The following is an 11,990-nucleotide window of genomic DNA, read 5'->3' as shown; positions in this document are numbered from 1 at the left end:
GCTTCGGCGCCGGTGACCTGCGCCAGGCCTTCTGGCTCGTCGACCTGCTGGAGACGGCCGGCTACGAGGGCCCGCGCCACTTCGACTTCAAGCCGCCGCGGACCGAGGACTACGACGGCGTCTGGGCCTCGGCCGCCGGCTGCATGCGCAACTACCTGATCCTCAAGGACCGGGCCGCCGCCTTCCGCGCCGACCCGGCGGTGCAGGACGCGCTGCGCGCCTCCCGGCTGGACGAGCTGGCGCTGCCCACCGCCGCCGACGGCGTGGCCGGGCTGCTGGCCGACCGCTCCGCGTACGAGGACTTCGACGTGACGGCCGCGGCCGAGCGCGGCATGGCGTTCGAGGCCCTGGACCAGCTCGCCATGGACCACCTGCTCGGCGTCCGCTGAGCCCGTCGCGGGGGCGGACGCGCTTGCTGGGACGCGCCTGCTGGGACGCGCCTGCTGGGACGCGCTTGCTGGGACGCGCCCCTTGGGACGTGCCCACCGGGTGCGTCCGCCCCCGCGACGCGGGCTGGGTCCGGGACGCGGGCCACCCCCGCGACGTGAGCCGGGTCCGCGGCGCTCCTCAGGCCGTGCCGCGGCCCGCGTACGCCACCGGGTCCGCGAGTACGTCCGTCATGACCAGGGCCGCCGCGCCCCGTGCCGCGTCACCCGCGACGGACGAGGCGCGCAGCCGGCCGCTGCCCGGGGACCACAGCCCGGACACGACCCGGTCCGTCAGCTCCTCGTCCACGGGCGGCGACAGCCACGGCATCAGGTTCCGGTAGATCCCGCCGAGCACGACGGCGTCGGGGTCCAGCAGGTTCACCGCCCCGGACAGCACCCGGCCCAGCATCCGGCCCGCCCCGGCGACGGCGGCGACCGCCCGTTCGTCGCCCGCCCGGGTGCGCCGCTCCAGCTCGGCGACCGCCGTGCCGCTGCCGGTCTCCTCGATACCGGCGGCCCGCAGGAGCGCCGCCTGGCCCGCGTACTGCTCCAGGCAGCCGCGCGAACCGCAGCGGCACTGCGGCCCCCGCGAGTCCACCACCACGTGCCCGATCTCGCCGGCGAAGCCGTGCGCCCCGCGCAGCAGCTCGCCGTTGATGACCAGGGCGCCGCCGACGCCGATCTCTCCGGTGAGGTACAGGAAGCTCCGGATCCGGTCCAGCCCGCCGAACCACAGCTCGGCCAGCGCCGCCAGATTGGCCTCGTTCTCCGAACTCACGGTCAGTGCCTCGCGACCGGGCCGCTCCTCGGCCAGCGCGGCCGCGAACAGCTCCTGCGCCGGGACCTGGTTCCAGCCGAGGTTCGGGGCCTGGCGCACCGCGCCGCCCGAGACCAGTCCGGGCAGCGCCAGCGCGACACCCACCGGGAACAGCTCCTGCTCGCCCGCCGACTCCAGGGTGCGCGCGGCGATCCTGGCCGCCCGCGCCAGCACCTCCGCGGGGGGCGCGCCCCGGTTGTCGAGGTGCTCGGTGAGCCGGACCCGGCCGGTGCCGGCCAGGTCGACGACGCACACCGACACATAGTCGATGTTGACCTCGACGCCGAGCCCGGCCGGACCGGTCCTGGCCATCTTGAGCGCGGTGCCGGGCCGGCCCGCCTGCCCGCTGAACGTCTTGCCGGACTCCGTCAGGAACCCGCTGTCGAGCAGCTGCTCGACCAGCGAGGACACGGCGGCCCGGGTCAGCCCTACCCGCGCGGCGACCCCGGCCCGGGTCGCCTCGCCCTCGCCCTCGTCACGGACGGCCCGCAGCACGAGGCTGAGGTTGCTGCGCCGGACGGTGTCCTTGTCGGCCTTGGGCCCCAGCGGCGTGAGGTTGCTCTTCATATCGGTGCCGAGCCTATGCGATCCCGTACACCGGTACGGTCCGGATGCGGTAGCCGCCGGCCCCGGCCACGCCCAGTTCAAGGGGTGTGTCCGGGGCCGGCGGGGCTCAGCCGGTTGCCCCGCGCTCCCTGAGCATGTCCGCCATGAGCGCGACCTCCGAGCGCTGGGCCGCCACCATGCCCGACGCGATGTTCCTGATCTCGTCGGTGCCCGCGGCGGCCGCGGCGGCCTGTGCCATGTCCGCACCGGCGCGGTGGTGCGCCGTCATCAGCCGCAGGAACCGGACCTCCGCGTCTCTGCCCTTCGCCCCGCGCAGCGCGTCGAGTTCGGTGCGGGTCGCCATGCCAGGCATCAGCGCCCCGTCACCGCGCGGGGTGACGGTGTGGCCCATCCACTCCATGGGCGGTCCGGGCGAACTCTTCGCGCGGCCCCACATCTCCAGCCAGCCGAGCATCATGCCGCGCTGGTTGGCCTGGGTGTTGATGATGTCGAACGCGAGCCTGCGCACCGCCGCACCGGTGGTCCGGTCCCGGACGATGAACGCCATCTCGACCGCCTGCTGATGGTGGACCGCCATGTCACGGGCGAATCCCACGTCGGCGGAGGACTCGGCGGGAGCGGACGCCGCCTCCGCGTCCGGTGCCGGGGCCGACGCGGAGGGGCGGGCCAGCATGAGCGCGACCAGGGCCAGCGCGAGCAGCAGCAACGCGCCGCCGGCCAGTACCAGCGGGCGGGACGCGCGGTCCGCGGACCCGGCGGAGGGGGTCACTTGGCGATCCCGCCGCTGCACGCGGCACCGGGCTCGGGGGTCTGCGGGCCCTGGACGTACTTCGTGAAGAACTGCGCCACCCTGGCGTCGGAGGCGCTCTTCACGGTCACCTGCTTTCCCCAGGCGCTGAGCATCAGCGGGGCGGCCTGGTCCTCGACGGGGCTCATCAGGGAGTAGGGGGTGGCCGAGACCCGTTCACCGAGCTTCTTGACGTCGGCGGGCGCCGCCTTGGTGTTGTACGTGACCCAGACGGCACCGTGCTCCAGTGAGTGGACCGCGTTCTCCTTCGGTATCGCCTCGGTGTAGACGTCGGCGTCGCAGTTCATCCACGCCGGGTTGTGGTCGCCGCCGACCGGCGGGTTCATCGGGTAGTCGACCTTCTTGTCGACATGCTCGCGTCCGAGCTTGTCCCAGCTCTTCTCGCCCTGGACGGGCGAGGACTTGGCGGCGGTCTCGGCCTCGTCCTTCTTGTCGGCGGTGTTCATCAGGTAGCCGCCGCCCGCGACGAGGCCGGCCACGACGGCGACGGCGGCGGTGATCGTGATGACGCGGCTGCGGCGCTCGCGGGCCCGCTCCTTGCGGCGGGCCTCCTCCAGCTTGGCGCGGCGGGCGTTGACGGGCGGGTGCTTCTTGGCGGAGGCCATGGCGGGTCCTCTGGTTCGGTGAGCCGGACGGTGTGCGGGCAGACGGATGAGCCCCCTCGGGAGGGGGGACAGGCGCTGCCGCTAGATCCGTTGAACCTGGAGGCGCAGATGGTCGACGTCGCCGACGGCGTCGTTGGAGGGGCCCCGGATGCCGGCGGCCCCGGTGAGGGAGCCGGCCGGGAGGACGGCCGGTGCGCAGGGCAGCGCGGCCGGTGCGGGCGGGGCGGGCAGCAGGACCGGAGTGGCGTCGTCGGGTGCGACGTGGCAGGAACTCCCGCGGTTCCGCGGGGCGTCGGCCACCACGACGCGTGCCTCGTCCGCCACCGCTGCCGGGGTGAAGGAGTGGAAGGCGCTGAGGGGGACGGTGCCGTGATGCGGGTCTGCGGCGGGCCCCGCGGAGTTGAACGAGCAGCACGACGCCATGGAGAGCAGCACCAGCAGCCAGCCGAGCAGCACGGGGACGCGGGCGCCGCGCACCCGGACGGTCCGTCCACTCAGCCTGTTCATCCCGGACATCGTAGCGGTGTGTGAACTTTCAATGAGTGCGGAGGGGTGCTGAGAAGCTGTGGATGTGCGGGGAGGGGGTTCCGCCCAGGGCGTGGCGGGATAGTGTGCCCCGGTGACGACGCACTCGAACGTATCTGCGGGATGGTATCCGGATCCGCACGGCGCGCCCCAGCTGCTGCGCTACTGGGACGGCTCCCAGTGGACCGAGCACACCAACCCGGCGGGCGGCCAGCAGGCTCCGGCCCAGGGCCAGGCTCCCGCTCAGACGCAGGTGCCGCAGCAGCAGGCCCAGCAGTACAACCAGCAGCAGGCCCCGCAGCACAACCAGCAGCAGGCGGCCCAGCAGCAGTATCAGCAGCAGGCGGCCCCGCAGCACCAGCGGCCGGCTCCCGCCCAGCAGCCGGCCTCGATGCCGCAGCAGGGCGCCCACCCCCAGCAGGGCGGCGGCCCGGGTGCGGGCTCGCTCTTCAACCAGCAGGTCCTGGTGGTGAACCAGAAGGCCAAGCTGATCGAGGTCACCAACGAGTACAGCGTCTTCGACCAGCACGGCAACACCGTCGGCTCGGTCGTCGAGGTCGGTCAGAGCGCGTTCCGCAAGGTCGTGCGGTTCCTCAGCAGCATCGACCAGTACATGACCCACCGCCTGGAGATCCGGGACGCCTACGGTCAGCCGCAGCTGCTGCTCACCCGCCCGGCGAAGTTCATCAAGTCCAAGGTCATCGTCCAGCGCCCCGACGGGCAGCCGGTCGGCGAGATCGTCCAGCAGAACGCCATCGGCAAGATCAACTTCGCGATCATGGTCGACGGGCAGCAGGTCGGCGCGATCAAGGCGGAGAACTGGCGCGCCTGGAACTTCGCGATCGTGGACCACAACGACGCCGAGATAGCCCGGATCACCAAGACCTGGGAAGGCCTCGCCAAGACGCTGTTCACCACGGCGGACAACTACGTGCTGCAGATCCACTACCAGCTGCCCGAGCCGCTGCTGAGCCTGGTCGTCGCCACGGCGCTGACCGTGGACACCGCCCTCAAGCAGGACTCCCGCGGCCTCGGCTGAGCCGCGCGGCCCGTACGCGGGACCGCCCGCGCCCCGCACCTACACGGTGAGGGACGCGGGCGGCCGTCTGTGTCCGGTCCGCGCGGGCGCGGGCGGTCGCCGTGCTCAGTCCGCCGTGCGCTCCGGCTCCGGCTCCGGCTCCCGCTCCCGGTCCGGCGGCCCCAGCCTGGCGAACACCGCCGCGAGGATCACCGCGGCCAGCGCCCCGGCGGCCACACCGCTGCCGAAGACGGTCCGGGCCCACACCGGCATCCCCGCGTACATCTCGGGGGCGAAGACCGGCAGGAGCCCGACGCAGAGCGCGAGCGCGACCACGATGCCGTTGGTGCCGTGCGTGAGGTCCTCCCGGCTGAGCATGCCGAACCCCATCGTCGCGATCACCGCGTAGATGATCAGCCCCGCCGCGCCGACCACCGGCTCCGGGACGGCGGCGAGCAGCCGGGTGAGCGGCGTGATGAGACCGCACAGGATCAGCAGCACCCCCGCGCCCGCCGTGACGAACCGGCTGCGCACCCGGGTCAGCTGGACGATGCCGATGTTCTCCGCGCTGGTCACCATCAGCGACGTACCGAAGATCCCGGCGCCCAGTGAGGTCACGGCGTCCGCGCGGGAGATCCGCGGGACATCCCGGGCCGGGTCCGGAGTCCGTCCCACCGCCTCACTGTTCAGGACGGTCTGCCCGGTCGCCTCGGCCAGCGACGCGAGCGCGAACACCAGCAGCGGCACGGCGGCCAGCAGATCGAAATGCGGCGTGCCGTACGGGAACGGGTCCGGCAGCGCGAACGTGCTGCCGTGCGCCATGTGGAACGCCGTACCGCTGAGCGCGGCGACGACGGTGCCTCCCACGAGACCGAAGAGCACCGACATCTGCCGCCAGACACCGCGCATGAACAGGAAGAACAGGGCGATGATGCCGAGCGTGGCGAAACCGAGCCCGGGACCGGAGGCGATCATCGGCGCGGTGATCTTGATCATGTTGATCCCGATCAGGACCACCGTGGTGCCCATCACCAGCGGCGGGAAGAACCGCACCAGCCGGCCGTAGAGCGGGAGTACGGCGATCAGGAAGACCGCCGCGATCAGCACGGAGCCCGAGGCCGTGGCGGGCCCGTGCTCCTTGGCGACCTGGAGGAAGATCGCCACCGCCGCACCGCCCGGCAGCATCAGGAACGGCAGCCGGGCGCCGACCCGCAGCGCCCGCACGCCCAGCGACTGGAGCAGTGCCCCGATACCGCACAGCACGAGCGTGGCGCTGAGCAGCGATGCCGTCTGGGACGCGGTCAGCGACAGCGTCGTGCCGATCAGGATCACGGAGGAGACGGGGGCGGCGACCCCGGCGAGCAGGTGCTGGAAGGCCAGCGGGACCAGCCGGGGGAGTGGCAGCCGCTCGTCGACCGGTGCGACGGACGGGACGGGTCCGGCGCTGACGGCCGCGTCGGGGGCGGGGGAGGCCATGGTCCGGCTCAGCCCTTCGGGACGTCGAGCCAGGGGAGCTCCCCGGCCGAGTAGCGGTAGGAGCGGAACACGGCGTTGGGCTCGGACGGGAACAGCTTGCGCACTTCTTCTTCCTGGTAGCCGCCGAAGAACGGCACGATGTACTCCCAGCACAGGTAGCCGTCCCGGGTGACCTCGAAGAGCCGTCCGGCCGGAGAGTCCGTCACGAGCGTGTTGCCGTTCGGCAGCCGCTGGGCGCTGCCCATGAACGGGGCGAAGAACGACTCGCGTGCCGGGTCGTGGTACTCCCAGACAATGGTGCCACTCGACCGCTCGATCTCGATGACCCGGCTGAACGGCACGTCCCAGTGCGGGCGGAAGACGCCGTTGTCGAAGACCAGGAAGTTGCCGTTCTCCAGCTCGGTCGGGCAGTGCTGCTGCGATACGACACCGGGCTCGCTGCGCCAGATGATCTCGCCGGTCTCCCGGCTGATGACGATCACCGCGGATGCCGAGCGAAGGCTCGCCAGGATGTTGCCGTCGCTGGTCGGCAGCACGCTGTTGATCAGCGGGTAGTGCTCGCGGGAGTAGTCGGGATGCAGCGGGAAGTCCTCGCGGTCGAGGTGCTCCGAGACCTTCCACTCCCAGACCGTGCGGCCTTCGGCGTCCACCTCGACGATGGTGTCCGCCCAGACCGTGCCGTCCGGCTCGGAGCCGGGGACCCCGCCCCGGACCGAGGCGGCCGCCTCGCCGGTCAGCGGCTCCAGCGCGGTGTACAGCAGCCGGCCGTCGCCGTAGTGGTACGCGTCGTGGTGCTGGTAGCGGTCGCGGTGCTCGCGCACGACGGTGCCGTCGGGGGTGATCTCCTGCATGATCCCGCCGCGGTACTTGTGCCACATCGGGAAGAGCGCCGGCTCGTCCGGGAGGACGCCGCTGTACGCGAGGTTGCCGTTGGGCAGGATCCTGGCGTGCCGCCCGGGACGGTGCGGGAGGTTCCACCGGTGGACGACCTCACCGCGCATGTCGATGAGGTACACCTCGCCGCCGCCGGTCAGCGGAGCGAAGAGGGTGTACCCGCCGTAGGAGGCCTCCTCGTCCAGGGCTATGAGTCCGGTGCCGCGGCGCCGTCGCTGGTTCTGGTCCACGAGGGGCATGGATCGGTCCTCCCGGTTAACTTTATTAGGTGGGACTTAAAAGGTTAACCGGCCCGGTAGGCTGCTCACTGCCCCGCCGGCTGTGGTGTGCGGCACGCGGGACACGGAATGAGTGAGATGAGCGAGGCGGACACCCCACTGGTGGGCCCGGGAATTCGCCGACGGCGCCGCGCCCTTGAGCTGACCCTCGCGGAGGTCGCGCGCAGGGCCGGCCTCTCCACCCCCTTCCTCAGCCAGATCGAGAACGGCCGCTCCCGGCCGAGCATGGGATCGCTCCAGCGCATCGCGGACGCCCTGGACACGACCGCGGTCCAGCTGCTGGCCACGGCGGAGGCGCCCCGCCCCGTCGATGTGGTGCGCGGCGCCTCCGCGTCCGTGCGGGAGGGCGGCGACGGCCGGATGCGCCCGCTGGTGCGCGGCCACCAGCGCCTGCACGCCCTTGAGTTCACCGGGGACCACGACTGGGGCCGGGAGTTCAGACACCGCAACGACGAGATCCTCTACGTCGCGGACGGCGGAGCCGAGGTCGAGGCGGACGGTAACTTCTACCGGCTGGAGCGGGGCGACACCCTCTACTGCGCCGGCGGTCTCGTCCACCGCTGGCGCCCGACCGAACCGGGCACCCGGGTCCTGGTGGTCGGCATCGCGGACCACGTCCAGGCGACGGACGAGCAGACCGGGTGACCGGAGCGCCGGGGGATTCCTCCGCCGTTATCCGTCCGTGCGGTGGACGCCGAACACGGCGCCCTGGGGGTCATGGACCACGGCGATCCGCGGGCCCTGCGGAATGCTCGTGGGCGGCATCAGCAGGTCGCCGCCCGCCCCCTCCGCCTTCTCCGCCGTCGCGTCCACGTCCGCGACGACGAAGTACGGCACCCAGTGCGGCGGCACCTCGGGCGGGAGCTTCTCGTCCATCGTCCGCACGCCGCCGAAGTCCGCACCGTCGATGCCCCACTGCGGGTACGTGTCCGAGGCGCTGACCGTCCAGCCGAGGACGGCGGGATAGAAGGTGAGCGCCGGTCCGGCCTCGCGGGTCACGAGCTCGGCCCAGCCGAGCGCGCCCGCGTCGTTGAACAGATCGGCGCCCGCGAACGCGCGCCCCTGCCACAGCGAGAACACCGCGCCGGACGGGTCCGCGACCACCGCGAACCTGCCCTGGTCGAAGATGTCCATCGGGCCGACCAGCAGCGAACCGCCCGCCGCCGTCACCCTCCCGGCCGAGGAGTCCACATCCCCGGTGGCGAAGGAGACCGTCCAGGCCGGCGGCTGCCCCGGCTGGTAGACGGGGCTGAGCGCCGCGACCCGGGCATCGCCGAGGTGCGCCATCGTGTAGCCGCCCGCCTCCTCGCGCGGATCGGTCTCGCAGCGCCAGCCGAAGAGTGACCCGTAGAACGATTTGGCCGCCGTGACGTCGGAGGTGCTCAGTTCGATCCAGCAGGGACCACCGGGCACCGGTGCCGTGAGTTTCATCCTGAATCCTCCGCGTGTGCGTCGTTCCGCGTATCCCCTCTGCCATAGGAACGCTATGGCCGTGCGCGGTCGTGGGCCATCGGAGCGGAGATCTCGATCGAAGTGTTTTATATGTGTAATACCTGTTAACTTATATAGGTGAGCGATACAACTACCCGGCCGCACCGGCAGCCCTCCGTCCACCGGCTTCCCCTGGCGGGACCACTGCGCCTGGCCCGGCCCTCGGACATCTGGCTCAAGCCGGCCTCCAGCGTGGTCGTGGCCACGGCGGTACCCAATCTGGTGCTGTACTCCATCGACCGCCTCGACCTCGTGATGTACACGATGGCCGGCTCCCTCTGCGCGCTGTACGGCCACAACCTGCCGTACGCGCGACGCGCCCGGAGCGTCGCCGGGGTCGTCCTCGGAATGCTCGCCGGACTGGCGGTATCGCTCGTCACCGCGTCGCTGACCGGTTCGACCGCCGTGCTGATCGCCGTCGGCGCCCTCCTGGCGGCCGGGCAGAAGCTGCTCTGCGACGCCACCCGGATCGGTCCGCCCGGACCGCTGATCTTCACGTTCGTCAGCTCGGCGTCCCTGTTCGCCCCGCAGCACCTGGGTCAGATACCCGGTCACCTCGCCCTGACCCTCGGCGCGGGCGCGGTCTCCTGGCTGGTCACCGTCGCCGGTCCCGCGCTCATCCGCCGCGAGGGGCCCGAGCGCCTCGCGACGGCCCGTGCCCTGGACGCGGCCGCGGCCCACGCCGCGGACCCCGCCCACCACAACCGGCGCGCCGCGGTCGCCGCGGTGCACGGCGCGTGGCAGACCCTCCTCGCGGCCGGCCGCCCCACTCCCGCACGCCGTGCGCTGGAGCGCCTCGTCGTGCACGCGGAGACCGCCCTCGCCGCGGGCACACCCGCCGCCGACGGGGGAGCGGCCACCCACGGCGGGGGGACCTCCGTGGCCGCCGACCCCGCCCGGCTGCGCGACTGGGCCGCCCGGACCCGGGCCCGCGGACCGGTGCCCACCCCGCCGGCCGCCCCCGGAACGGCCGCCGAGCTCTTCGGCATCGAGGCCGAACGCACGGCCCTGCGCCCCACCGCACCCGGCGAGGCGCGCCGCGCACTGCTGCGCCGCCTCGGCCCCGGGTCCCCGCTGCTGCCGATCGCGGCCCGCGCGCTCATCGGCTGCGCCCTGGCCGGCTATCTCTCGGCGGCCGTCGGCGTCGGCCGCCCCTACTGGGCCATCGTCACCGCGGCCTCCCTCTTCCAGGCCAACGTCACGCTCTCCTGGAACCGGACCCTCCAGCGCACCCTCGGCAACCTCGTCGGCGTCCTGGTCTTCGCCGCCGTTCTCCCGGTAACCCGGACCGGCCCGCTGGCCCTGATCGGCTTCTGCCTCTTCTTCAGCTTCGCCGCGGAGGCCCTGATCACCCGCAACTACTGGCTCGGCTCCGTCGCGGTGACCCCGATGGCCCTACTGGTCCTGGAGTACGCCGGCAGCCACCCGGCCGGTGAACTCATCGGCGACCGGGTCCTGGACACCGTCATCGGCGCGGCGGCCGGAATCCTCACCGCGATGCTCGTCACCAACCGGCGCGCCGCGGGCCGGGTGGAGACGGCACTCGCCGCCGCCGAACGGGCCCGCGCCCACGCCGTACAGACCCTCGCGGCCCCGGGTCCGAGCCCCGCCGCCCTCGAAGCCGCCCGCCGTCGGCTCACCGGCTGCCTGGTCGAGCTGCGCGAAGCGGACGACACGGCGGCCGGCGAATGGTGGCAGCGCGACCTCCCCCAGGAGGAGGTACTCGCCGCCGAGCAGGCCGGACACCGTACGCTCGCGGCGACAGCGATACGGCAGGGGCTGATCGCCCCGGCCCCGGAGAACGGAGCGGTGTGACCGACGACATCGTCGCCTCGGTGGTACGGCAGTGGCGGGCAGTCAACCCGGAGCTGGACACCGGACCCATGGAGCTCATCGGCCGGATCAACCGCTGTGCGGCCCTGCTCCAGCAGGCCGAGGACGCCCCGCTGCGGGCCGCCGGACTGACCCGTGCCGAGTTCGACCTGCTCGGTGCGGTGCGCCGCACCGACCGCGAACTCACCCCCGGCGAACTGGCCAGGGAGACGTTCTCCTCCGGCGCGGCCGTGACCAAACGCCTGCGCGTCCTCCAGGAGCGCGGCCTCACCGAGCGGCGCGGAGACGCCCGGGACCGCCGGGTCGCGCACGTCCGGCTCACCGACGAGGGCCGCGCGCTCGTCGACGGACTGCTGCCGCAGCAGCTGGCCTACGAACGCGCGGTGCTCTCCGGCCTCGACGCGGAGTCCAGGGACCGGCTCAGCGCGCAGCTCAGCGAGCTGCTGGTCCAGCTGGAGGGGCGGATCGGCGGGGGCCGCCGCTGACCGTCCGGAGCGCGGCGGACCGCGCCAGCTCCTCCGCACGGCGCACCAGCGCGGCGTCGTCACCCCGGTCCGCGGGCGCGCAGGCCATCAGCGCGAGCAGGTCCCGGCGGCCGGAACCGGCCAGCGGGACGGCGACCGTGTTCATCCCCGGCACCGGCTCGCCGCGGCCCAGCGCGTAACCGCACGCGCGGATGTCCGCCAGCTCGTCGAGCAGCGCCGACGGCGGGCCGGCCGGGTGGCCGCCCTCGTCGGGCCGCTCCGGCGGATACAGGGCGCGGACCTGTTCCGCCGCCATCCGGGAGAGCAGCATCCGGCCTCCCGATGCGGCGTACGCGGGGTAGGTGCGCCCCGTCTCCAGCGCCACCCGCACCGGCTGCCCGGACTCGCGGCCGTCGGTGACGACGATGCGGTCCCCGACGAGGGTGACGCTCTGCACGGTCTCGCCGGTGCGCCGCACCGCGTCGTCCAGTACCGCGCCGATCCGTTCGCGGTCCTCCGCGCGGAATCCGGCGGGCCGCCCCAGCGCCATGAGTTCGGGACCGGGGGAGTAGCCGCGGCCCGAGGCGTCCCGGACCGCGAAGCCGCGTCCCTCCAGTGTGCTGAGCACCCGATGGGCGGTGGAGCGGCCGACGGAGAGCAGTGCGGCCGCCCCGGAGACGGTGAGCGAGTCATGCGTGAGGAACAGCCGCAGCAGCCGAAGCCCGGTGTCGAGTGACTCGATGGTGTAGTCCCGTGTCGGCTCCATGAGTTGTCCGTTCCTCTGTT

At 73.0% G+C, this 11,990-nt stretch carries 12 protein-coding genes and 1 pseudogene; 5 read left to right on the top strand and 8 right to left on the bottom strand.

All coding sequences use genetic code 11. From position 1 onward, the window contains the following. Positions 1-389, top strand: a pseudogene (locus ACIP89_RS28400) (xylose isomerase); the annotation flags it as partial. Positions 390-567: 178 nt separating this feature from the next. Here ACIP89_RS28400 and ACIP89_RS28395 read toward each other — a convergent pair. From ACIP89_RS28395 to ACIP89_RS28380, 4 genes are all read right to left on the bottom strand, one after another. Then, positions 568-1,812, bottom strand: a complete 1,245-nt coding sequence (locus tag ACIP89_RS28395) for an ROK family protein (RefSeq protein WP_401925511.1) — start codon at positions 1,810-1,812, stop codon at positions 568-570. Between the two features lie 106 nt (positions 1,813-1,918). Then, positions 1,919-2,485, bottom strand: a complete 567-nt coding sequence (locus ACIP89_RS28390) for a DUF305 domain-containing protein (protein ID WP_402117430.1) — start codon at positions 2,483-2,485, stop codon at positions 1,919-1,921. 92 nt (positions 2,486-2,577) lie between these two features. After that, the gene (locus ACIP89_RS28385) at positions 2,578-3,225 is read right to left on the bottom strand and encodes a DUF3105 domain-containing protein (RefSeq protein WP_401925510.1); all 648 of its coding nucleotides are present in this window, start codon (positions 3,223-3,225) and stop codon (positions 2,578-2,580) included. An 81-nt stretch (positions 3,226-3,306) separates the two neighbouring features. Then, positions 3,307-3,732 (bottom strand): hypothetical protein, encoded by a 426-nt coding sequence (locus tag ACIP89_RS28380; protein WP_401927567.1) that lies wholly within the window; start codon positions 3,730-3,732, stop codon positions 3,307-3,309. A gap of 112 nt (positions 3,733-3,844) precedes the next feature. Here ACIP89_RS28380 and ACIP89_RS28375 point away from each other — a divergent pair, with 112 nt between their 5' ends. Beyond that, on the top strand, positions 3,845-4,789 hold the full coding sequence (locus tag ACIP89_RS28375; protein ID WP_402117419.1) for a phospholipid scramblase-related protein: 945 nt from the start codon (positions 3,845-3,847) through the stop codon (positions 4,787-4,789). 105 nt (positions 4,790-4,894) lie between these two features. Here ACIP89_RS28375 and ACIP89_RS28370 read toward each other — a convergent pair whose 3' ends face one another. Continuing rightward, positions 4,895-6,244 (bottom strand): uracil-xanthine permease family protein, encoded by a 1,350-nt coding sequence (locus ACIP89_RS28370; RefSeq protein ID WP_402117417.1) that lies wholly within the window; start codon positions 6,242-6,244, stop codon positions 4,895-4,897. Between the two features lie 8 nt (positions 6,245-6,252). Further along, positions 6,253-7,377 carry an aryl-sulfate sulfotransferase gene (locus ACIP89_RS28365; RefSeq protein ID WP_401927574.1) on the bottom strand — a complete coding sequence of 375 codons (1,125 nt, stop codon included), beginning with the start codon at positions 7,375-7,377 and terminating at the stop codon, positions 6,253-6,255. A 108-nt stretch (positions 7,378-7,485) separates the two neighbouring features. Between ACIP89_RS28365 and ACIP89_RS28360 the strand changes: the two genes are divergently transcribed. Continuing rightward, complete coding sequence (locus ACIP89_RS28360) at positions 7,486-8,061, top strand: helix-turn-helix domain-containing protein (protein WP_401925498.1); 576 nt, start codon at positions 7,486-7,488, stop codon at positions 8,059-8,061. 27 nt (positions 8,062-8,088) lie between these two features. On the opposite strand, the gene ACIP89_RS28355 is transcribed toward ACIP89_RS28360, so the two are convergent. Beyond that, positions 8,089-8,847: a VOC family protein gene (locus ACIP89_RS28355; protein ID WP_402117415.1), complete on the bottom strand. Its 759-nt coding sequence runs from the start codon at positions 8,845-8,847 to the stop codon at positions 8,089-8,091. 138 nt (positions 8,848-8,985) lie between these two features. Between ACIP89_RS28355 and ACIP89_RS28350 the strand changes: the two genes are divergently transcribed. Together ACIP89_RS28350 and ACIP89_RS28345 are read left to right on the top strand one after the other, a co-directional pair. Next, positions 8,986-10,722, top strand: a complete 1,737-nt coding sequence (locus tag ACIP89_RS28350) for an FUSC family protein (RefSeq protein ID WP_402117413.1) — start codon at positions 8,986-8,988, stop codon at positions 10,720-10,722. After that, a complete protein-coding gene (locus ACIP89_RS28345) occupies positions 10,719-11,225 on the top strand; it encodes a MarR family winged helix-turn-helix transcriptional regulator (RefSeq protein ID WP_401925493.1) in 507 nt (168 codons plus the stop codon). The genes ACIP89_RS28350 and ACIP89_RS28345 overlap by 4 nt, the downstream gene beginning before the upstream one ends. On the opposite strand, the gene ACIP89_RS28340 is transcribed toward ACIP89_RS28345, so the two are convergent. Next, a complete protein-coding gene (locus ACIP89_RS28340) occupies positions 11,173-11,970 on the bottom strand; it encodes an IclR family transcriptional regulator (RefSeq protein WP_401927581.1) in 798 nt (265 codons plus the stop codon). The genes ACIP89_RS28345 and ACIP89_RS28340 overlap by 53 nt on opposite strands. Between the last annotated feature and the right edge of the window lie 20 nt (positions 11,971-11,990).

Origin of the sequence: Streptomyces sp. NPDC088730 (genome assembly GCF_044751215.1) — a bacterium.
Taxonomy (GTDB): Bacteria; Actinomycetota; Actinomycetes; order Streptomycetales; family Streptomycetaceae; genus Streptomyces.
The sequence above is the reverse complement of the archived record's forward strand: the minus strand, read 5'-3'. Positions and strand labels throughout refer to the sequence as shown.